This is a genomic window from Pseudomonas petrae (assembly GCF_021728295.1).
GTDB lineage: Bacteria > Pseudomonadota > Gammaproteobacteria > Pseudomonadales > Pseudomonadaceae > Aquipseudomonas > Aquipseudomonas petrae.
In genome coordinates this window covers 222,650-243,203 of sequence record NZ_JAKJXE010000008.1, presented here as the reverse complement: position 1 = coordinate 243,203, position 20,554 = coordinate 222,650, and the positions used below count along the sequence as shown (strand labels likewise).

The following is a 20,554-nucleotide window of genomic DNA, read 5'->3' as shown; positions in this document are numbered from 1 at the left end:
TTTGTATCAGACGAGTTGCGGGCCGATGAAGGCCTGCGCGCCTGACTCGCCCAGCAGCCCGTTCACGTACAGCCGCGCCTGCCGGGTCAACTGGTCGATGTGCCGATCCCGCTGCTTTTCCGCATCGGTCATCGCGCGTTTGCCGTGCTGCTTCAACAGGTAGCTGTGGATCTGGCGCACTTCCAGGGAGTTGTAGATCGGCGCGATGTCCAGCACGGCCAATAAGCCGTCGGTCTGCTGCTCGCGGGTGTTCATCAGCACCTGCGGCCCGCGCGCACCCAACACCCGAAAGCCCAGCGCCTCGAACACCGGAACCTTCGCGACGAAGCACGCCAGCTCGGCATGGGGATAGCGTTCGGTCATCCTCATCAGCATGGCCCGCGCCACGCCCTGACGACGGCGCGGCATTTGCACCGCCATGTACGCCACTGCGCACGCCTGCGGGTCCTGTTGAACCGGCAGACAGAGCAAAAAGCCGATGACGACCGAAGGATCCTCGGCGTCCAGCGCCACGATCAATTCCACCGCAATCCCCCGCGAGCCGTCCATCGCTTGCACGTACTGATGCACTTCATGGCCGACGCCGTACTGGTACAGCGGGTACAACGGATTGCTCGGGGCGATGGCGACCATGCTGAGCTCGGTGACGTAATCAATCACCATCTGCATGATCTGGCTCTTGATCGATTCCGGTGGCGTGGCGTCGAGGCGCATGACGGTAAAGGTGGGGCTAGACATTGTGATCCTGAATCCGGGGTCGGGCGGTGGGTTCGAGCCGTGCATGATACCCGCGCACTGACTCAATTATCGAACCCTGCCGCTAATGCGCAGCCCAGTGGGAAAGTTTGCGCCGGACCTCGGCATCACCTGCCTGGCACTCGCTGGCGGAGTGACCTGGCGCGCTGCGTTCCAGCGTAGTGACCGGCCTGCCGGGAGGCGAATAGAGGGTCATCCGCTGCGGACCCACCGGCTGGAACTCGATGCGGGTGCCGTCTTCCAGATACAACGCCTCGTCGGCGTATTTTCCATCCATCGCGCGGTAATAAGGCGGAGCGCTCAAGCACGTGCGCAGGTCGCCGTCCTTGAGGATTTCAACGTAGAACGTGCCGCCGGCATGAGGGCCGGCCCACAGTCCGGTGAGTTTTTCCGGCGCAGACGTCGCGCTCACTGAGGTGTAATCCACTAACGACAGTCCAACTGTTTTGGCGTTGCTGCCGGTGCCAGTACAGCCAGACGCGCACACCACAAATGCCGCCCCTAACAGCGTCAGTGTGGCTCGCGTCCTGCAAAACCGTTTATGCATAGTGAACTTGCACTTCCAGCGCGTTATTGACTCGCAGGCTTGATGGAGTCCAGTGACTCCTCCGTGCATACGCCTGCTGTAAGTCCGAATGGGCTGTAGATGACTCTAGTACGCACCAACAGCCCTCGCAACGTGAGCAATGGAATGAAGCCGCTGCGCGCAACGCCGCGCCGTTCGCCATCTGAATGCTTTTCCTCCGGGATCAGATCGCAAACACGGCCTATGCTTGGAAAGAGCGGGTGGTCAGTGACGCCGAAAAATTTCATCTAAACCGCAGGCCCGGGAGTTGAACCCCATATACGGCGCACAGTCCATGCACTACATCCCAAGGGGGAACATCGATGAATGACTTATCAAAAGCTTCAGGACTGAGGCGTTTTACTTCCATCATTGCAGGCATATTTGCCCTGTTTCTGGTGGTAGGCGGTATCTGGCTGCTCACATTGGGCGGCTCTTTTTATTATCTGTTCCTGGGCGTCGCGCTGCTGGTGTTTGCCGTCCTGCTGTGGCGACGTTCCGCTGCATCGCTCTGGCTGTATGGCGCGCTGATGCTGATCACCGTGGTCTGGGGCCTGTGGGAAGCAGGCACGGACTTCTGGGCCCTGGTGCCGCGTTTCGACATCCTCGGGGTGTTGGGCCTGTGGCTGCTGATTCCGGGGGTCACCCGTGATATTCCGGAGCGCCTGAAGCCGGGCAAAACCTTTTTATCCGCGACATTGGCGCTGGCGATCGTGGTGATGGTCTATGCCATCTTCAACGACCCGCAGGAAATCAACGGCAGCATGGCCACCGCGCAACCCGCGCAGCATCAGCCTGTCGAGGGCATCGCCAACGGCGACTGGCCTGCTTATGGCCGCACCCAGTCGGGCACGCGTTATTCCCCGCTGACCCAGATCAACGAAGGCAACGTCAAAGACCTTCAGGTGGCCTGGACCTTCAACAGCGGTGAATCGAAAACCGCCAACGACTCCGGCGAAACCACCAACGAACTGACGCCGATCAAGGTTGGCGACAACATGTACATCTGCACCACCCACCAGATCCTGGTGGCGCTGGACCCGGCCACCGGTAAAGAGAAGTGGAGATTCGATCCCAAGCTCAAATCCGATCCGTCCTTCCAGCACTTGACCTGCCGTGGCGTCGCGTACTTCGATCAGGCAGACACCACCCAGTTCGCGAAAAGCCTCGAAGGCACCCAGCCGGTCGCCACCAGTTGCCCGCGCAAGGTGTTCCTGCCGGTCAACGACGGTCGTCTGTTCGCCATCAACGCTGACACCGGCGCACCGTGCGCCGACTTCGCCAAAAACGGCGAACTGGACCTGCTGCACCTGCAGCCCTACCCGTATCCGGGCGGCCTCGAACCCACCTCCCCGCCTGTCGTGACCGGGACCACCGTGATCATCGGCGGTTCGGTGACAGACAACCTGTCGGTGCACGAGCCTTCCGGCGCAATCCGTGGCTACGACGTCAACACCGGCGCGCTGAAGTGGATCTTCGACACCGGTGCCGAAGACCCGAACGCGATTCCTGGCGACGGCAAGACCCTGGTCAACAACTCGCCAAACGCTTGGGCACCACTGGCGTACGACGCGAAAACCGACGTGGTCTACGTGCCAACCGGCAATCCGACGCCAGACATCTGGGGCGGCAATCGCACACCCGTGATGGAGCGTTACGCCAGCTCGATCGTCGCGATGAACGGTTCCACCGGCAAGCTGGTGTGGAGTTTCCAGACCACCCACCACGACTTGTGGGACATGGACGTACCGGCTCAGCCAACGCTGGCTGATGTCAAAACGGGCAGCGGCGAAGCCGTCCCTGCGGTGTACGTGCCGACCAAGGCCGGCAACCTGTTCGTGCTGGACCGTCGGGATGGCAAGCCAATCGTGCCGGTCCATGAAATGCAGGTGCCCGCCGGTCAAGCCGCGCCAGGCGACCGGGTCAGCCCGACCCAGCCGCGCTCGGACCTCAATCTGACCTCGATTCAGACGCTGTCCGACAAGGAGATGTGGGGCGCGACCATGTTCGACCAACTGGTCTGCCGGGTGATCTTCAAACAGTTGTCCTACAACGGCCAGTACACGCCGCCGTCGGAGCAAGGGACACTGGTGTTCCCGGGCAACCTGGGTGTCTTCGAATGGGGTGGCATCTCGGTCAACGCCGACCGTCAGGTCGCGCTGATGAACCCGATGGCGCTGCCGTTCGTGTCCAAGCTGATTCCCCGTGGCCCAAACAACCCGCTGTGGCCTAAAGAAGGCCTCACCGGCACAGGCACCGGCACCGAAATGGGTATTCAGCCGCAGTACGGTGTGCCTTATGGCGTCGAGATTAACGCCTTCCTGTCGCCACTCGGCCTGCCGTGCAAAGAGCCGGCGTGGGGCTACGTTGCCGGCGTCGACATGAAGACTCACGATGTTGTGTGGCGCAAACGTATCGGTACCATCCGCGACAGCCTGAAAGGGATTCAACTGCCGCCGCTGAAAATCGGTGTGCCGATGCTGGGTGGTCCGATCTCCACGGCCGGCAACCTGATGTTCATCGCCGGCACCCAGGACAACTACCTGCGCGCCTACAACGTCACCAACGGCGACCTAGTCTGGGAGGCACGCCTGCCAGCAGGCGGTCAGGCCACACCGATGACCTATGAAAGCAATGGCAAGCAATACATTGTCATCATGGCCGGCGGGCATGGCTCGTTTGGGACCAAGATGGGCGACTCGTTGATCGCCTACGCCCTGCCGTCGAAGTAATCAGCGGCTGAGCGGCAAAAAAAGAGCCCGAGTGATCGGGCTTTTTTTTGTCTGCGGTTTGAGCGGTGCGCTGGTCAATGCATCAGACACGTCGCCCATTCAAAGCCGGAAACGATCCACTGATTGGGAGAGCTGGCCTGCAAGCGCCGACAGTTGATCGGTGGTACTGGCCGTCTCGCCAATGACATGGCTATTGCCTGCCGACATGCTGGCGATCATCTCTACTTGATGGGCAATTTCGTTGCTCGCCAGACTTTGTTCACCAATGGTCCGGGTGATGTCATTCACCAACTGAGTGGTGCTCAACGTTGCCTCAAGGATCTCGCCAATGGCCTGCTCCACCTCGGCAGTGACTGCCATCCCTTTATCGACCTGGGCCACACCCGCCTCCATGCTGGTCACGGCTTCGCGCGTGCTTTGCTGGATGCGCGCCACCATGCTGGCAATTTCCTGGGTGGACGCGCTGGTGCGTCCCGCCAGGCTGCGCACTTCATCGGCAACCACCGCAAAACCTCGCCCCTGCTCACCGGCACGGGCCGCTTCAATGGCGGCGTTGAGCGCCAACAGGTTGGTCTGGTCGGCGATGCCCTTGATCACCTGGATGATGTTGAAGATCCCTTCGGACTCTTTGTCCAGCAGACGGATCACTTGTGCCGACTGCTGAGAGGATCGTGCGATGCCATCCATGTCGCTGACCACCTGATGAATCACGCGGCCGCCATTTTTGGCCAGCGTTTCAGCCTGATTGGCCATCGCCAGGGCCTGCGCGGCATGTCGCGTGATCTCCTCGATGCTCGCCGTCATTTCGCTGGTCGCCGCAGACATGGTGCCGGCTGCGGTGCTCTGTTGCAGACTGCTCCCGGCGACTTCATGACAGCTGCCCGCCAGCTGCTGGCTGATCGTGCCGACGCCTTGAGCATTGTTGCGCACCGCCTCAATCATCCCGCGCAAGTCCCGCTGCATGGCGGCCAGGCTAAGGATCAGCAGGCCGGCTTCATCACGATTACCGGGTTCAGCGATAGGTTCGCTCAAGTTGCCGTGGGCAATGCTGTCGGCAATGCGTCGAGCCATCTGCAAGGGGGTCATGATGCTTCGCATCACCCAGAAGCCCTGGACGATCAGCAGCATCAGACTGATCACCAGCACGACACCGAGGGCGATGTTGGCACTGCGGATCGCGTCACGAGTGCCTTCGCCACTGACCTTGGAATTCCGCTCGATCAGTTCACTCAAACTGGCCATTTGATCCTCCAGTCGGGTGAACGCGCTGCTGAATTGCGCCAGTTCCTGCTGTGCCCGTTCCGGACTATTGATGGCCAGCTCGACAATCCGCTCACCCGCAACGATATAGGCCTCCAGGCCGGGCTTGATGTTTTCCATCGCTGACTTGAGGCCTGGCTTGAGGGGCAGTGTGAGGTTATCGGCCAGGACCTTGCGAAAATGCGCAGCGTGCTCGTTCAGGCCAGCCACTACGTCCTCCCGACGGGTATCACTTTTGCCCACGCCGACCAGCATAGCCAACAGCACGTCGGCGCGGAGGGCATCGTGCATCATGTCGGCTTCCAGATGATTGCTCAGCGCCGTCATGCTGACCTCACTGTCGATCATCGCGGCTTCCGTCCGCGCATTACTTAGATAATTCACCATACTGATGATCACAACCGTGAGCACGCTGGTGCCGATCAATAGCAATAGACGCAGTTTTATCGACATCATCAAGCCCCGGGTCATCGATGGGAAAATTGCCGCTGTGCATACCTTATCGGCGCTTGCCAGCCGTTATTTAAGGCTATTTCCTGGATGCGCGTTGGGCATTGCTCAGGGATACAGGGCGTTGGTGGCCCGGGGGCTGTCCGATTGAAAAAGCCAAGACACGGTGCCCACCTACAGCTAAGTGAACACCACGACCTGGCTTCAGGGGACTTGGAAGATGGCGTGGCCCGCCGGTGACACTGTTGGCGGACGCCTGGGGATTACTCGGTCTTGATCACACCCGTCATCGCCGTAAAACGACTCTGCGGGTTCTTGAGCTTGTCGAGCACTTCATCCGGCGTGGACTCGCGGAACACCACCATATGCCCCACCTCCTCGCCACCCTCGGTAACCCGCTCGATGTCGTTGATCATCCAGGTTTTAAGCTCTTCCACGCTGATGCCCAGCTGCTCGGCGACCTGATCGTGGAAGCGCTCTGCATCGTATTGATTGAATTCGTCGTTGTTCATGGCCTTGGCCTCCTTTAGCGGTTGTAAGTCTGAGGCCGCACGTGGCGCGCACAGTTCAGTCTACGTGGACGCGCGGTGCCAAGGACCACCATCAACAGAAGACCGACGGCGTTTGAACTGGCCTCTTCCCGGCTAAAGCCGGTCCCACTGAAGCAATGCGATCAACCTGCAGGACCGGCTTTAGCCGAAAAGGAGTCGGTGTTCACACCGCAAATCAGCAAACGACAAACCGACCTCCGCCTAAAGCCAACGGCATGCGACAATCACGCACCGAACACCGTCGGCCCTTTTACGGTCTGACGATGAGACTCTCCCCGCGGATGAACCCGATGATCAATGCCCTCGTATTTTTCGCAACCGTGATCGGCATGGAGGGCTTTGCCGTGTTTGCGCACAAGTACGTGATGCACGGCTGGGGCTGGAGCTGGCATAAGTCGCACCACGAGCCGAGAACCGGCTGGTTCGAGAAGAACGATCTGTATGCCGTGGTGTTCGCCGGGTTCGCCATCGTCCTGATCGCGCTGGGCACCGCAGGCGCACACCCGCTGGAGTGGATTGGTGCGGGCATGACCGCTTACGGTTTCCTGTATTTCATTGCCCACGACGGCTTGGTGCACAAGCGCTGGCCGTTCAAATACGTGCCGCGCAATGGCTACCTCAAGCGCCTTTATCAGGCGCATCTGATGCACCACGCGGTGTCGGGCAAGGAGCGCTGCGTGTCGTTCGGCTTTCTCTACGCGCCGAGCGTCACTCGATTGCGCGCTCAGCTTCGACGGTTGCATGATGGTCCGTTGCAGAAAGCTGACCCGGACGCTGCCAAAGGTTCGTCGGTCGCGCCGGCCAGTGCCGACCTCGAGACGCGCTAGCCTTCCACGCCCCCAGCAACACCAGACGCAACTTGTCCAGCTTGCTGGTCGAGACCCGCGTATCCCATGCCCGCGCGCCGCGCTGCCTGACCTTGACGCCAATCTCGCGATAGACACACCCCGCCGTCGCCACCGCCCAGGCTGAGCGCCACGGCAGCGCGGTCAGGCCGGCGTCGGCACTCTCGTAATACGGCTCGGCCATGTCCACCAAGCGCTTCGCCAGCACGGCCACCGCCGGGCGGTATTCCGGCGCTGCAAGGCGATCATGGGGAATGCCCAACTCATCCAGCCAGTCACCCGGCAGGTAGCAGCGGCCCACCGAGGCGTCTTCAACGATGTCCCGCGCGATGTTAGTCAGTTGAAACGCCAGACCCAGATCACAGGCGCGGTCGAGGGTTGCCTCCTCACTCACGCCCATGATTTGCGCCATCATCAAGCCGACCACGCCGGCCACGTGATAGCAGTACTCCAGCGTGTCGTCGATGCGCCGGTAGTCGCGCTGGCTGACATCCATCGCGAAGCCGTCCAGATGCTGCAGGGCGTAACGCTGCTCGATGCCATGGCGCAGGACAACCTCCCTGAACGCCTCGAATGCCGGACTGTGGGTCGGCGTGCCGGCATACACGGCGTGGGTCTGGGCAATCAGCCGTTGCAGCCGCTCGGTGACTTCCTGCTGACTGACCACCGATGCCGAGTGCCCCGCTTCCTGACCGTCGATCACGTCGTCGCAATGCCGGCACCACGCATAGAGCATCACCGCGCTGCGACGGGTGACCGGATCAAACAGGCGTGACGCGGCAGCGAAGCTTTTCGAGCCGACTTCGATGCTCTGGGTGGCGTGGTCGAGCAGCGCCTGATCGGCGACGCTCATGCGTGCAGGTCCTCCAGCATCAGCCCGGCCGTGGCTTTGGCTGAACCGATGACACCCGGTACGCCGGCGCCCGGGTGGGTGCCCGCGCCAACCAGATACAGATTGCTCAGGCTCGCGTCGCGGTTGTGGGGGCGGAACCACGCGCTCTGGCGCAGGATCGGCTCCAGGGAAAACGCCGAACCCAAGTGCGCGTTGAGCTCGCCTTTGAAATCCTGCGGCGTGAAGATGCGGCTGGTCACCAGGTCCTCGCGCAGGCCCGGCATGTAGTGCTTCTCCAGGTACTCGAAAATGCGATCGCGGTAGCGCGGCCCTTCCACTTCCCAGTCGATATCGGCGTTGCCCAGGTGCGGCACCGGCGACAGCACGTAATGGCTGGAACACCCCGGCGGCGCCAGGCTCGGGTCAGTGATGCACGGCGCGTGCAGGTACAGCGAAAAATCTTCGGCCAGCGCCGCGCCCTTGAAAATCTCCTGAATCAGCGCCTTGTAGCGCGGGCCGAAGCACACGGTGTGGTGCTGCAACTGGGGCTGCGGGCGCTTGAGCCCGAAGTGGATGACGAACAGCGAGTTGCTGAAGCGCTTGCCCTTCAATCGCGCCCCTTCCTTGACCCCGCGCGGATGGCCGCCGAGCAGTTCGGCGTAGGTGTGCATGACATCGGCATTGGAGGCCACGCAATCGGCATTGATCTGCCGGCCATCCTTGAGCCGCACGCCGGTCACCCGCGCAGCATGGGTGTCAATGCTGGCGACATCGGCGTTCAGCTCGAAGCGCCCGCCGATGTCTTCGAACAGCTTGACCATGCCCTGCACCAGCGCGCCGGTCCCACCCTTGGGGAACCACACCCCCCACTGGCGTTCGAGGGCGTGAATCAACGTGTAAATGGAGGACGTCGCAAACGGATTGCCGCCCACCAGCAGCGAGTGAAAGGAAAACGCCTGGCGCAGTTTGTCGTCTTCGATGAACTGCGACACCATCGAATACACGCTGCGCCATGCCTGCAACTTCGCCAGCTGCGGCCCGGCCTGAACCATGTCGCGGAAGGACAGAAACGGCACTGCGCCGAGCTTCAGATAGCCTTCTTCAAACACCGCTCTGGAGTACGCCAGAAAGCGCTGATAGCCGGCGACGTCCTTGGGGTTCAGTGCCGCGATCTGGGTGTCCAGAGACTGCTGATCGTTGGCGTAATCGAATTTCGTCCCGTCTTCCCAGCACAGGCGATAGAACGGCGACACCGGCAGCAACTCGACATAATCCTTGATGGATTTACCGGCCGCGGTGAACAGCTCTTCGATGGCCGTCGGGTCGGTGATCACCGTCGGACCCGCGTCGAAGGTGAAACCCTGGTCTTCATAGACGTAGGCGCGGCCGCCGGGCTTGTCGCGTTTTTCCAGCAGCGTCGTCTGCACGCCCGCCGCCTGAAGCCGGATGGCCAGGGCGAGGCCGCCGAAACCGGCACCAATCACAATTGCGCTTTTTGCTTGAGTCATTTCAATTCTCGTAATGCTTGGGCAGGTAACGGGCAGCGGCTTTGACCGCCTCATTGATCGGTACGGGAGGTTTGCCGGTGAGCACGCGCAACTTGTCGGCCACGGTACTGCGCCCCGCATAGAAACGGCTGATCAGGCCTTCGGACAGGCCATAAAACCGCTGCATCACCTGCCAGCGATTGGACGGACGTCCGGCCAGAAACAGCATGCGATTGAGCAGCCGGTAGAAGCGTTGGGATTGCCAGGCTTGCTGCGCGATGGCGCGGATGCCTGCGTCCAGTGATTCGGAATCGAGCTTTGGCTGAGCGGCAATCCATTCCGCCAGCCGCACGGCATGGGGCAGCGAATAGCCGGTGGTGCAATGAAACAGCCCGGCACGCAGACCGGAACGTGGCTGCCCTGCGGCCTCGCGCCAGAACCCTGCAAAATCCCCCGCCAGGGTGATCGGCAACACACCCTGCTCTTCGCGCAGGCACTCGGCGATCTGCCAACCCTGGGCGGTGGCGTAATCGACAATGTGCTGGCGAAGCTGCTCGGCGGAAAACGAATGCTGGTCGACGTAATGGGTGTCCTCGATCAGCAGGGTGTCCGCTGAAAAGGGCAGCACGTAGACGAAGCGGTAGCCCTCACTCTGCGCGACACGGGCATCCATGATGATCGGTGCGCTCAGGCCATGGGGCGCCTTCAAGCGCAGCAACTGACCCAGAAACGCCTGCTGTCCGAGCACCATGTGCGCCGTGGCCTGCACCCCGCGGCCATCGATCACCGCGCTGGCCTGAAGCCGCTCGCCGCCGTCCAGCACGACCGCGTTCGGGGTGAGTTCGGTGATGCGCCGGCCGGTCAGCAGCGCATCGCCCAAGGCAGGCTCGATGACTTCGGCAAAGCGTTCCGATGTGATGCTGGCGTAGCCACTGTTCAGCCGCCGCGAGCGTTGCGGGAAGTGCACGTCATAGGTCGACCAGCGTTGCACCACCAACGGCTGAAGCCATTGATGCTGCTCGGCGCTGAGGTCGCCCGCGTGGTAGGACCACGTGTGGTTGCCGCCCAGGTGCGTGTGCTCTTCGATGCACAGCACGCGCAGCTCTGGCCGCAGCTGTTTGAGGCGCCAGGCGATCAGCCCGTTGGCCAGCCCGCCGCCGGCGAGAATCAGGTCATACGTCATGGCACCAACCCCGCCAGCACCGGCTCACCCGTGCGCACCACCGCTTCGACAATGTCGGCGGCGCGGGACGTGCCGCCAGCGTTTGCCAGCTCGGTCGCCAGGCGCTCAAAAGGCTCGGCGGACAGCCCGCGCAGTTGCGTAAGTCGCTCGCGAATCAGCCCTGCCCCGGCGCCTTGCCGCAGTTGCAGGCCAATCCCGGCGTAGGTAACGCGCGACGCCACGCCTGGCTGATCGAAGGCGATGGGCATGACCAGCATCGGCGTGCGGGCCACGATGGCGTCCATCACGGTGTTCAAGCCGCCATGGGTCATCACCGCATCGGCCTGTTGCAGTGCCCACTGTTGCGGCGCGAAATCGGTCACCCAGGTCGCGCTGGCCTTGATCAGCCGCTGCTCTTGCCGGGCATCGAGCCCGCCGCAATGGGCGATCAGCAACTGTGCATCCAGCTGCCGGCTGGCCGTGGCGATGCGCTTGAACAGGTCAAAACGACTGCCCTGCAAGGTGCCGAGGCTTGCGAAGATGAACGGCCGGGTGGGGTCAATCGGCCATTCACCCTGTTGTTCGGTTTGAGGCGCCCGCAGCGGCCCGACCGCGTGAAAATTCGCAGGTGGATGCTGACGGGGGAAATCGAAACCGGGGAGGGTCTGGCTGATCTGCGCGTACGGCGAGAGGCATTCATGCAACCCGTCGCGGGGCTCGATGGCCAGGCGTCGCGAAGCATCACGCAGCACCTTGCTCAACGGCCCCATCAGCCAGTCGTACACCTTGCGGCTGCCTTCGAAAATATGCTGACTGCGTTCATCGGTGGCGTAGGCAAAGGGCATCACCGGCAGCGGCAGGTGCGGCTCGCGGTTGACCGGCAAGGCGCAGGCCACCGACACATACGGCAAGGCCAACCCCTCGGCGACCATCCCGCCCGCCGCTTCCATCTGATCACACAGCAAGGCCTCGATCTGCCGCACCGCCAGCGCAGACGGAAGCTCGGCACAGAGCATGCGCGTGGTGTCGCACATGTCGCGGATTACCCGGCGCAGGCGCAACGGATTGTTCGAACAGGCGGCACGCCGCAGCGCCGCTTCAAGACTGCCAGGCGGATGACTGAGGGCGCCAAGGGCATGAAAGCCGATGCGCGGATCGGTCAGCCAGCGACGGGCATCGGCCTGCTGGAAAAAGGTCACCTGATGACCCCGGTCGATCAGCGTCCCGGCCAGGGCCTGAAACGCCTGAAAGTGGCTGTAGAACGCCGGCGCCACGACGGCAAAATGGGTCATGACAGTAACGACTGCAGGGTGTTGGGCGCCAGTAAGCGGGCCCTGCGCAACGCGCGAAGATCCTCTGAACCGGTGCAGAAACAGGCGATGCGCAGCTGGCGGATGACGATGTCGAAGTGTTCGATGACGGCAGCGGTGGACAGGGTTGCGTTGCGCAGCACGCCAGCCGCCTGACCGACGACATCCGCACCCAGGCGGATTGCCTTGGCCACGTCGATGCCATCTTGAATGCCGCCGGAGGCAATCAGCGGCGTGTCCGGCAAAGCCTGGCGAACCATGGCCAGGCTCACGGCGGTGGGGATGCCCCATTGCGCAAACGCCATGGCGACTTCGCGATCGGCCGGGTTTTGGGCGCGTTCGGCTTCGACCGCCGCCCAACTGGTGCCGCCCAGTCCGGCGATGTCCAGCACCTGCACCCCGGCCTCCACCAGCGCCAGCGCAACATCGGCAGACAGGCCTGCGCCCACTTCCTTCACCACCACCGGCACGCCGACACCGAGCACCACGCGGTGGATGGCGTCGAGAATGCCCTGCCAGCGCCGGTCGCCGCCAACCTGAACCGCTTCCTGCAAGGGGTTTAAGTGGATGATCAACGCATTGGCCTGAAGCATGTCGACCGCACGGCGGGCCATGTCCAGCCCGTCAGGCTCGATCAACTGCGCGGCGCCGATATTGCCCAGCAGCGCGATGTCCGGCGCCAGACGCCGCAGTTCGCGGGTCAGGCCCTGATCACCGCCGCTTTGCAAGGCCACCCGCTGCGAGCCGACGCCCATGGCGATGCCCAGCTCCTGGGCGGCTTCGGCCAGATGACGGTTGATCGCGGTGGCCCGGTCGGCGCCGCCGGTCATGGAACTGATGAGCAGCGGCGCGCGCAATGCAATGCCCAGCAGCGAGCTGCTCACGTCGACGTCGTCCAGATTCAACTCCGGCAGCGCACAGTGTTCGAAGCGGATGTCGTCCAGTCCTGAAAAGGAGGAACGCACGCTGGCGCGCCTGTCCAGCACGATATCAAGGTGATCGTCTTTGCGACGACCCATATCGCTGTGAGTCATACTCGCTCCATGCAGCTGAATTATTGAACGGGCTATACGGTCTTCTGCATACGCAATCTTGTACAAAACCGATTTTCCTGTACAACTTTGCCGTATCTTGAGGCATTTAGAAACAGCAGTCGTTCCGCGACGACCGGCCCCGCACCTCCTTACCGGCCCGCGACGAACAGTATTACCGCTAAAGCATAGGGAAAGACCGATGGCAGGTAACGTCGACACAACAATCAAATCGGGCTTTGCCGGGCGACTGGGAGACGTCCGGAAGGCCATCGAAACGCGCCTCTCCGAGCTGTTGCCCGAATCCGGCAACGAGCGCGACCTGGTGGCGCTGGCCATGCGTGAATCGACTTTGGCGCCGGGCAAACGCATGCGCCCGGTGCTGTTGGTGCTCGCCGCTGAAGGGCTGGTCGAGGACGGCCGTGAAAACAGCCGCACGATCAGGCGTCAGGCCGTGGACCTGGGCTGCGCCGTCGAGATGATCCACGCCGCATCACTGGTGCTCGACGACATGCCGTGCATGGACAACGCCGCGCTGCGGCGCGGTCAGCCCACGGTCCACCTGAAATTCGGTGAAGATGTGGCCATTCTGACCGCCATCGCCCTGCTCAGCCGTGCGTTCGGTGTCGTTGCCACCATCAGCGATCTGGCCGCCACCACCCGCACCGAACTGGTCGAAGTGCTGGCCAATACCGTGGGCATGCAAGGTCTGGTGCGCGGGCAGTTTCAGGATTTGCGCGACGGCCAGCGCAGCCGTGACGCGGACGAGATCGCCCTGACCAACAACCTGAAGACCGGCGTGCTGTTCGGCGCGATCATGGACATGGCGTGGCTGATCAGCGGCGCCCGGGAAGACCAGCGACCGCTGCTGCAGAACTTCGCTATGGAGCTGGGCCAGGCCTTCCAGATGTACGACGATCTGCGCGACCGCTGCGCCGACAGCGACAAGGATCAAGGCAAGGACGACGGCAAATCCACTTTCGTTTCGCTGTACGGCGAGGACAAGGTCAAGCGGCAACTGGCGCTGCACCTGTCCAGCGCCGAGCACGCGCTGCGTGAGGTCTACGGCGACGCCTCGACCATCGCCGGCTACCTGCGGCAGATCTTCGAGAAGGCTGCAGTCAACGGCTAGCCGACTGCGAACCCAGTTTTGCGATGGCCTGCTTGAGTTGTTCGCCGTCCGAGAATCGTTCCTGGCGGACGACCGCGCCGTTTTTCAGCGTCAGCCACTGCACGGTGTCGCGGTCGCCGTCGTAGGCCGAGGCGACCCGGGCGTCACGGTCCAGCATGATGCGGTACTTGGCAGAACGCATGGCAGGTACCGCTACCATTTTTACCAGCGACGGCATCTTCTCGATGTCCGCCACGTAAACAACGTGGCGCTGCTCCAGGTAACCCTCGGGACCCTCCTCAAGTGCGGCGTTGACCATCTTCGCCGCCGACATGCTGCGGGCGATCAACAGCACCTGGGCCTGGTCGTCGAGCGTGTAGGCCTTGTCGAACTGATCGAGCAGCGTCCATTTGGCGATCGGCTGAGGCGCGTCCTGAGCGAAGGCATTGAGACTGAGAAACAAAGCGAGGGCCGCAAATTGCCGCATGATGTAAATCCCTTTAGCAGGAGAGATTGAATAAGGGTAATGCCTCGGCGATGCGGGCTGCCGCGCCCGCGTCAATCGCCTTTCTGGAGCCAATGATGGCTCAACAAACGAGGCGTGCGCCAATTTACCAGCAAGCGATCAGGCCGGTTCGCCTGTTATGGGTTTTGCCACATGATTTACAGCCGATAACCGAAACCCGAGCAAGCAGGATTAGCTGAACCCGAACGTGTACGACCGGCTTTGGCAGTGACCCCGACTGTACGACCGGCTTTAGCCGGGAAGGCGTCGGCAGTCACACTGCAGAATTGATGGTGCTCACACGGGCCTCTTCCCGGCTGAAGCCGGTCCTACCAAGAGACCGCGCGCGCGCAGTGGAATTGGCAGTGACCCCGACTGTAGGACCGGCTTTGGCAGTGATCCCGACTGTAGGACCGGCTTTAGCCGGGAAGGCGTCGGCAGTCACACTGCAGAATTGATGGTGCTCACACGGGCCTCTTCCCGGCTGAAGCCGGTCCTACCACGAGACCGCGTACCCCCAGTGGGATTGGCAAACCTCGACTGTGGGACCGGCTTTAGCCGGGAAGGCGTCGGCGGTCGCGCTGCAGAATTGATGGTGTTCACACTGGCCTCTTCCCGGCTGAAGCCGGTCCCACTGAAAGCACTGCGTACCCCCAGTGGGATTGGCAAACCTCGACTGTGGGACCGGCTTCAGCCGGGAAGGCGTCGGCAGTCACGCTGCAGAATTGATGGTGTTCACACTGGCCTCTTCCCGGCTGAAGCCGGTCCTACCAAGAGACCGCGCGCACGCAGTGGAATTGGCAGTGACCCCGACTGTAGGACCGGCTTTAGCCGGGAAGGCGTCGGCAGTCACACTGCAGAATTGATGGTGCTCACACGGGCCTCTTCCCGGCTGAAGCCGGTCCCACTGAAAGCACTGCGTACCCCCAGTGGGATTGGCAAACCTCGACTGTAGGACCGGCTTTAGCCGGGAAGGCGTCGGCAGTCACGCTGCAGAATTGATGGTGTTCACACTGGCCTCTTCCCGGCTGAAGCCGGTCCCACAAAAAACCAATCAGTCTCTGGGCATAAGCGCCGCCACCGCTTCGATCTCGATCAGCATCCTGTCCAGCGCCAGGCGCGGGACCGGGATCAGTGTGCACACCGGCTTCATGTGCCCCGCCCATGCGAGATCCGCGTGCTCGACCCAGATGCGCAGCTTTTCTTCGGTGTGATCGACAACCAGCAGCGTCAGTTTGAAGATGTGCTGAATGTCAGCCCCTCGTGATTGCAGGGCGGTGCGGACGTTGGCGATGGCTTGTGCCGCTTGATCGGCAAACTCGGAGGACAGCAGACCTTGTGCATCTTCCCCGCCCTGCCCGGCGACGAACAGCCAGTTGGCGTTCGGGCCAACAACGGCGAGATGGGAATACGCATTGGGAGCCGGATCATACAAGCCTGGCGGGTTGGACAACTCGAAGGATGAAGCAGCGGGGGTTTGCGTCATGGCAGTGATCCTGGACGTGAGGGCGCCCAGTCTCGACCCTCCACCTAAGTGGAGGTCAAGCGAGCGTCAACGTCCGGATCGAATTTCCAGCGCGTATCAATTCTCCAGCGCATAGCGCCGGCAATGCTCCAGATAGCCCTGCTCGTGGCTGCCCACCAGATGCACGACGTTGCTCCACAACCATGACGGCGCATCCAGGGTCTGCGAGCGGTTGAGTTGCAGTTCGCGCATCCACGACGAGCGCGTGGCGAGGTCCATCTGCCGGGCGTGGGCCAGGCCGACGACGCGGGCCAGGTAACCGGCGGCTTTCATGGCTTCGCGTTCGCTCAGCTGATCGAGCTCAAGCTTCATGTCCTGGGGCAGCAGTTCGCGGACGAAGAAGCCGTGATCCAGCATTCGCGTGGCGATCATCCGGTTGCCGAGCCCCGGGGAAAGGTGCCGGGCGCCTTCCACCACGCGCTTGCCGTTGTCCCGGGGCATGCCCGCCCGCGGGGTACGCGGCGCGGCAGCAGCGACGGCTTCCTTGACGTCGAGCAGGCAATATTCCTTATCTTCGTCATCGCCCACGCTCAACAAAACCGCATAGCGCAGCAGGCCCAGCGAGCTGCAACCCTTCACCCAGTACGCGCAATCGAGCATCTCGACGCGGTCATCCTTGGATCGGCCCTTCAGCGACGTCACCAGCGCATGAATCTCCGGCGTCGAGCACAGGTCTTTCAGGCCATGACGCTCATCGCGGGACAACGACCAGAAATGCTTGCCCAGCGGAATGGTCGGCCGCGTGTCTTCAATACGCTCCTGAGCAAGGTGCTTCCAGGTCCGCTGAACGGCGCTGCGCATCCCCGCCTTCACCTGCGTCGGGCGCGCGGGCTCCTCATCGGCGCCGTCTTCGAACGCCAGCTCGTAACCCTGCATCATCTCTTCGAGCATTCTTGCGGTGGCGACGCCGGGCAGATCGGAACCACGAGCAGCGGTGGCCAGGGACAGCGCCAGGCGCACCAGGTCATGGGCCGGGTTGCCGATCACCGTCTGATCCAGATCGCGGATGTGAATGTCGATACGGCCTTTGGAATCGCCGGTCGGCCCGAGATTACCCGCGTGACAGTCGCCGCAGATCCACACCGGCGGGCCGCTGGGCAGACGCCGGCCGGACTGGCTGTGCAGCCATTCGTAAAACTGCACCGTGCTGCCGCGCACATAGGCGTGGGCGGAACGAGCCATTTTCAGATTACGTAATTCGTTGAGCGGCTTGAGGCGTGCGGAGGGTCGAGGGGTCTTCATGAACAATTCTTTGCAGGGAGATGTAGCGTTGACTCGCTCCAAAGAGAAATGTTGCGGAATGTTTCAAGATATCGCAAAGGCCGAGTTTAATAACCTCGGCTGCCAGACAGCTCCGTGTTACAGCAACGCGCTCAAATCCAGCTTGTCCTGGGGCACTGGCATCGAGAAGTAGTAACCCTGAGCCTGACCCGCGCCCATTTCCCGCAGCAGTTCCAGGGTCGCGGCGTCTTCCACGCCCTCCGCCACCACCGTCAGCCCCAGGGATTCGGCCATGCGCACGATCGCGCGAACGATGGCGCGGCTGCGGGAGCTGGTGGTGAGTTCCAGGGTGAAGGACTTGTCGATCTTCAGCCCGCTGAAATGGTACTGGTGCACGTAACTGAGGGACGAGAACCCCGCGCCAAAGTCATCGAGCACCACCGACACGCCGTTGTCAGCCAAGTGCTTCATGGCCTGACGCGCCAGCTCCGGCTCGGCCACCAGCGCGCCTTCGGTAAGTTCCAGGCAGATGCGCGACGGCGCCACGCCATGCTGGCTCAGCAAACCGAGCACTTCGCTGGAAAATTCCGGGCGGGTGATGCTGTAGCTGGAGCAGTTGACGTGCACCGTCGGCCAATGCGCATGGTCGGGATGGGCGAGGATCACCACCACCTGCTGCAACATGTACAGGTCCAGCCGGCCAATCAGGCGCAGCCCTTCCAGTGCCGGCAGAAACTCACCCGGCGCGACGATCCGGCCATCGGCCTGACGCCAGCGAATCAGCGCTTCGAGGGCCAGAATCCGGCCGCTGGCGACATCGATAATCGGCTGGAAGTACGGCACCAGTTCGTCGGTGCGCTTGAGGGCGTTGCGCAGCGCGGTCTCCTGCTCCATCTGGTCGGACACCTCGCGACGCACTTCCTGGTTGAACACCGCGTAGCTGTCGCGCCCGGCGTTCTTGACTCGGTACATGGCCGTGTCGGCATCGCGGAGCAAATCCGCCGGCTCGCTGTGAAACTGCAGATCGGCGCCGACCACACCGATGCTGCATGACGAAAACACTGCGTGGCCGTCGATGTAGAACGGCACGTCGAACGCCAGCAGAATGCGCTCCGCGATTGCCACGGTGACGTCCGGCGGCGCGGCGTAGGCCAGCACGGCGAATTCATCGCCGCCCAATCGCGCAAGCAAATCACTATCGCGCATGCAATGGCGCAGTCGGTCGGCGGCCTGGATCAGCAACAAGTCGCCCGAATGATGGCCAAGGCTGTCGTTGACCATTTTGAAGCGGTCGAGGTCGATGAACATCACCGCCAGCTCCTCGCCCCGGTCGCAGAAGTCCTGCCACGCGCCTTTCAGCCGCTGCTGCAGATAACTGCGGTTGGGCAGCCCGGTCAGCGCGTCGTGGGCGTTTTCGTGCTGCAGCTTGGCGTTGGCGTAGTCCAGCTCCCGGGTGCGGTCCTGAACCCGCGCTTCCAGGCGCAGATTGGCGGTATGAATGGCTTCGGCGGCGCTGCGCCGGGACAACGCCGTGTCGATGTGGCGCGACACGAAGGTCAGTAGCTCCTGATCGCGCAGCGAATAGCTGACATGGGAGGTATAGCTCTGCACTGCCAGCACGCCACGCACCACGTCGCCGTCGAATAGCGGAATGCCCAGCCAGGAACTGGAACGGTTGACCTCATTCTGCAGGGTGATTTCACCGATGCTTTCCAGCCAGCGCGCCTCGGTCTCGTCGATCAGGCACGCCCGGCGCTGGCGAATGACGTACTCGGTAAAGCCGCGCTCGCCACGGCGCGGATCGGGGCGTCGAGTCAGGCGTTCGTCCACGTAGTACGGGAAAGTCACCTCGGCGGTGGCGTCGTCGAACAGCGCGATATAGAAGTTAAGGGCAAACAGCAGCTCGCCGACGATGCCGTGCAGGCTCTTGAACAAGTCGGTCATGTCGCCGGGCTGGCTGGACAACTCGGTGATCTGGAACAGCGCGCTCTGCAAGTGCTCGGCGCGTTCGCGATCGGCCACTTCGTTGCGCAGGGCGTCGTTCAGGCGGGACAGCTCGAGGGTGCGGCGGGCGACGGTTTCTTCCAGCTGCGCGCGGTGCAGAATCCGGTCCAGGGCCATCGCCACATGGCGGGCGACCACCAGAAACAGCTCCTGATCCTCGACGCTGTAGACCCGGGCGACGTCATAGACCTGCATCGCGAGCATGCCGAACACGTCGTCGGAGGCGTTTTTCAGCGGCGCGCCCATCCAGAATTCGGGGCGATGGCCCACACAGTGGAACCGATCCAGCGCCCGCGCCCGCTCGATGGCGACGGCATCGACGAACAGCGCCTGCTCGGTGGTCAGCACATAACCGGTCATGGAGAGCCGCTCGGGGTCGAGAAACTCGTAGGTTTCCGCCTCAAGGGCGTCGAGGTCGGTGATGTCGATGTAATACGGGTAAGTGATCTTGCCGCTGTGGCTTTCGTACAGCGCCAGGTAGAAGTTTTCCGCGTCGATCAGGGTCGACAGCTGCTTGTGCACGCCCTGCAAAAACGCCGAACGGTCACGCGTGGAGCTGGCCAGGTAGGTGATTTCATAGAGCACCCGCTGGGTCGCCTGTGCCCGGGCCAGTGCATCGGTTTGCAGGCGCAGGCCGAGGCGTCCGGCCAGCTCGGCAAAAAACGGATCGCCTGCGTGCGCGTCCGGCATCAACAGCCAGCCCAGGGCTGACTCGCCATGACCGGTCACCCAACGCTGCAAATGATGCTTGCGGCAGTAGCCGTCGAATTCTTCACGGGGTATCAGCGTCGGCCAGGGCGTGGCGGAACTGCCCTGCCCCAGCAGGTGCATTTGCTGGCCGGCACGGTAAGCGGCCCAACTTAACGCCGGCGAAGCCTGGCGGGCGGCGCACAGCAAGGCGTCCAGCGAATTATCCCCGGTCAATCCACCCACGGCCAGCGCGCCGTTATCGCCGGGTGCAGAGATCCGCTCGTCGGCCATCGACGTGTACCCGGAGAGGGTCGAAAGTGGGGAATTCATAGGCGCTCCATTGCAGCGTCGGACTGAGCTATCTTCATGGGGTGTGACAGAAGGTTGCAAGCGGCATATTCGCATTTGCGGTCTATTCGCGACGAAAAAACCGTATTCCACGACATTTGTTGAAATTACCGGGCGCACGGCTATATAGCGGCCTGCAAATTGAAAGATTTAACCCGGCACTCTGTTT

Annotated in this window: 17 protein-coding genes; 4 read left to right on the top strand and 13 right to left on the bottom strand. The window is 62.4% G+C overall.

Translation table 11 applies throughout. The annotated features are described in order from the left end of the window. Positions 1–6 precede the first annotated feature (6 nt). Together L4G42_RS16060 and L4G42_RS16055 are read right to left on the bottom strand one after the other, a co-directional pair. On the bottom strand, positions 7–738 hold the full coding sequence (locus tag L4G42_RS16060) for a GNAT family N-acetyltransferase (RefSeq protein WP_237253171.1): 732 nt from the start codon (positions 736–738) through the stop codon (positions 7–9). Between the two features lie 82 nt (positions 739–820). Next, positions 821–1,168 (bottom strand): hypothetical protein, encoded by a 348-nt coding sequence (locus L4G42_RS16055; RefSeq protein WP_237260939.1) that lies wholly within the window; start codon positions 1,166–1,168, stop codon positions 821–823. A gap of 476 nt (positions 1,169–1,644) precedes the next feature. Between L4G42_RS16055 and L4G42_RS16050 the strand changes: the two genes are divergently transcribed. Then, on the top strand, positions 1,645–4,053 hold the full coding sequence (locus tag L4G42_RS16050) for a glucose/quinate/shikimate family membrane-bound PQQ-dependent dehydrogenase (RefSeq protein WP_237253169.1): 2,409 nt from the start codon (positions 1,645–1,647) through the stop codon (positions 4,051–4,053). Between the two features lie 99 nt (positions 4,054–4,152). Here the strand turns inward: L4G42_RS16050 and L4G42_RS16045 are convergent, their stop codons facing one another. Next, positions 4,153–5,766 carry a methyl-accepting chemotaxis protein gene (locus tag L4G42_RS16045; RefSeq protein ID WP_237259496.1) on the bottom strand — a complete coding sequence of 538 codons (1,614 nt, stop codon included), beginning with the start codon at positions 5,764–5,766 and terminating at the stop codon, positions 4,153–4,155. On the opposite strand from L4G42_RS16045, the gene L4G42_RS16040 reads away from it, so the two are divergent. Next, positions 5,717–5,914: a hypothetical protein gene (locus L4G42_RS16040; RefSeq protein ID WP_237253235.1), complete on the top strand. Its 198-nt coding sequence runs from the start codon at positions 5,717–5,719 to the stop codon at positions 5,912–5,914. The two genes, L4G42_RS16045 and L4G42_RS16040, sit on opposite strands and share 50 nt — an antisense overlap. A 112-nt stretch (positions 5,915–6,026) precedes the next feature. Here L4G42_RS16040 and L4G42_RS16035 read toward each other — a convergent pair whose 3' ends face one another. Further along, the gene (locus tag L4G42_RS16035; protein WP_237253167.1) at positions 6,027–6,275 is read right to left on the bottom strand and encodes a hypothetical protein; all 249 of its coding nucleotides are present in this window, start codon (positions 6,273–6,275) and stop codon (positions 6,027–6,029) included. 320 nt (positions 6,276–6,595) lie between these two features. Here L4G42_RS16035 and L4G42_RS16030 point away from each other — a divergent pair, with 320 nt between their 5' ends. Further along, positions 6,596–7,141 (top strand): sterol desaturase family protein, encoded by a 546-nt coding sequence (locus L4G42_RS16030; protein ID WP_237253232.1) that lies wholly within the window; start codon positions 6,596–6,598, stop codon positions 7,139–7,141. On the opposite strand, the gene crtB is transcribed toward L4G42_RS16030, so the two are convergent. The 5 genes from crtB to fni are packed head-to-tail and all read right to left on the bottom strand — an operon-like array spanning position 7,023 to position 12,984. Next, positions 7,023–8,012 carry a 15-cis-phytoene synthase CrtB gene (gene crtB, locus L4G42_RS16025; RefSeq protein ID WP_237253166.1) on the bottom strand — a complete coding sequence of 330 codons (990 nt, stop codon included), beginning with the start codon at positions 8,010–8,012 and terminating at the stop codon, positions 7,023–7,025. The genes L4G42_RS16030 and crtB overlap by 119 nt on opposite strands. Then, entirely contained in the window at positions 8,009–9,499 is a 1,491-nt protein-coding gene (locus L4G42_RS16020) for a phytoene desaturase (protein WP_237253165.1), read from the bottom strand. The genes crtB and L4G42_RS16020 overlap by 4 nt, the downstream gene beginning before the upstream one ends. A 1-nt stretch (position 9,500) precedes the next feature. Next, complete coding sequence (crtY, locus tag L4G42_RS16015) at positions 9,501–10,661, bottom strand: lycopene beta-cyclase CrtY (RefSeq protein ID WP_237253164.1); 1,161 nt, start codon at positions 10,659–10,661, stop codon at positions 9,501–9,503. Beyond that, positions 10,658–11,932 (bottom strand): glycosyltransferase, encoded by a 1,275-nt coding sequence (locus L4G42_RS16010; protein WP_237253163.1) that lies wholly within the window; start codon positions 11,930–11,932, stop codon positions 10,658–10,660. Before L4G42_RS16010 ends, crtY begins: the two co-directional genes overlap by 4 nt. After that, positions 11,929–12,984, bottom strand: coding sequence for a type 2 isopentenyl-diphosphate Delta-isomerase (fni, locus tag L4G42_RS16005; RefSeq protein WP_237253162.1), 1,056 nt, complete (start codon positions 12,982–12,984; stop codon positions 11,929–11,931). Before fni ends, L4G42_RS16010 begins: the two co-directional genes overlap by 4 nt. Positions 12,985–13,183: 199 nt before the next feature. On the opposite strand from fni, the gene L4G42_RS16000 reads away from it, so the two are divergent. After that, a complete protein-coding gene (locus tag L4G42_RS16000) occupies positions 13,184–14,113 on the top strand; it encodes a polyprenyl synthetase family protein (protein WP_237253161.1) in 930 nt (309 codons plus the stop codon). On the opposite strand, the gene L4G42_RS15995 is transcribed toward L4G42_RS16000, so the two are convergent. The 4 genes from L4G42_RS15995 to L4G42_RS15980 form a co-directional block, all read right to left on the bottom strand. After that, entirely contained in the window at positions 14,103–14,579 is a 477-nt protein-coding gene (locus L4G42_RS15995; RefSeq protein WP_237253160.1) for a hypothetical protein, read from the bottom strand. The genes L4G42_RS16000 and L4G42_RS15995 overlap by 11 nt on opposite strands. A gap of 1,072 nt (positions 14,580–15,651) precedes the next feature. Beyond that, positions 15,652–16,083 (bottom strand): RidA family protein, encoded by a 432-nt coding sequence (locus L4G42_RS15990; RefSeq protein WP_237253159.1) that lies wholly within the window; start codon positions 16,081–16,083, stop codon positions 15,652–15,654. 96 nt (positions 16,084–16,179) lie between these two features. Continuing rightward, complete coding sequence (locus tag L4G42_RS15985; RefSeq protein WP_237259494.1) at positions 16,180–17,364, bottom strand: DUF2252 domain-containing protein; 1,185 nt, start codon at positions 17,362–17,364, stop codon at positions 16,180–16,182. Positions 17,365–17,481: 117 nt separating this feature from the next. Next, positions 17,482–20,328, bottom strand: a complete 2,847-nt coding sequence (locus L4G42_RS15980) for a sensor domain-containing phosphodiesterase (protein ID WP_419789379.1) — start codon at positions 20,326–20,328, stop codon at positions 17,482–17,484. Positions 20,329–20,554 lie beyond the last annotated feature (226 nt).

Excerpts from the sequence above, each read along its gene's own strand:
- L4G42_RS16060 (WP_237253171.1), bottom strand. The coding sequence starts at position 738 with ATGTCTAGCCCCACCTTTACCGTCATGCGCCTCGACGCCACGCCACCG.
- L4G42_RS16050 (WP_237253169.1), top strand. The coding sequence starts at position 1,645 with ATGAATGACTTATCAAAAGCTTCAGGACTGAGGCGTTTTACTTCCATC.
- L4G42_RS16045 (WP_237259496.1), bottom strand. The coding sequence starts at position 5,766 with ATGTCGATAAAACTGCGTCTATTGCTATTGATCGGCACCAGCGTGCTC.
- L4G42_RS16035 (WP_237253167.1), bottom strand. The coding sequence starts at position 6,275 with ATGAACAACGACGAATTCAATCAATACGATGCAGAGCGCTTCCACGAT.
- L4G42_RS16030 (WP_237253232.1), top strand. The coding sequence starts at position 6,596 with ATGAACCCGATGATCAATGCCCTCGTATTTTTCGCAACCGTGATCGGC.
- crtB (WP_237253166.1), bottom strand. The coding sequence starts at position 8,012 with ATGAGCGTCGCCGATCAGGCGCTGCTCGACCACGCCACCCAGAGCATC.
- L4G42_RS16020 (WP_237253165.1), bottom strand. The coding sequence starts at position 9,499 with ATGACTCAAGCAAAAAGCGCAATTGTGATTGGTGCCGGTTTCGGCGGC.
- crtY (WP_237253164.1), bottom strand. The coding sequence starts at position 10,661 with ATGACGTATGACCTGATTCTCGCCGGCGGCGGGCTGGCCAACGGGCTG.
- L4G42_RS16010 (WP_237253163.1), bottom strand. The coding sequence starts at position 11,932 with ATGACCCATTTTGCCGTCGTGGCGCCGGCGTTCTACAGCCACTTTCAG.
- fni (WP_237253162.1), bottom strand. The coding sequence starts at position 12,984 with ATGACTCACAGCGATATGGGTCGTCGCAAAGACGATCACCTTGATATC.
- L4G42_RS16000 (WP_237253161.1), top strand. The coding sequence starts at position 13,184 with ATGGCAGGTAACGTCGACACAACAATCAAATCGGGCTTTGCCGGGCGA.
- L4G42_RS15995 (WP_237253160.1), bottom strand. The coding sequence starts at position 14,579 with ATGCGGCAATTTGCGGCCCTCGCTTTGTTTCTCAGTCTCAATGCCTTC.
- L4G42_RS15990 (WP_237253159.1), bottom strand. The coding sequence starts at position 16,083 with ATGACGCAAACCCCCGCTGCTTCATCCTTCGAGTTGTCCAACCCGCCA.
- L4G42_RS15985 (WP_237259494.1), bottom strand. The coding sequence starts at position 17,364 with ATGAAGACCCCTCGACCCTCCGCACGCCTCAAGCCGCTCAACGAATTA.
- L4G42_RS15980 (WP_419789379.1), bottom strand. The coding sequence starts at position 20,328 with ATGGCCGACGAGCGGATCTCTGCACCCGGCGATAACGGCGCGCTGGCC.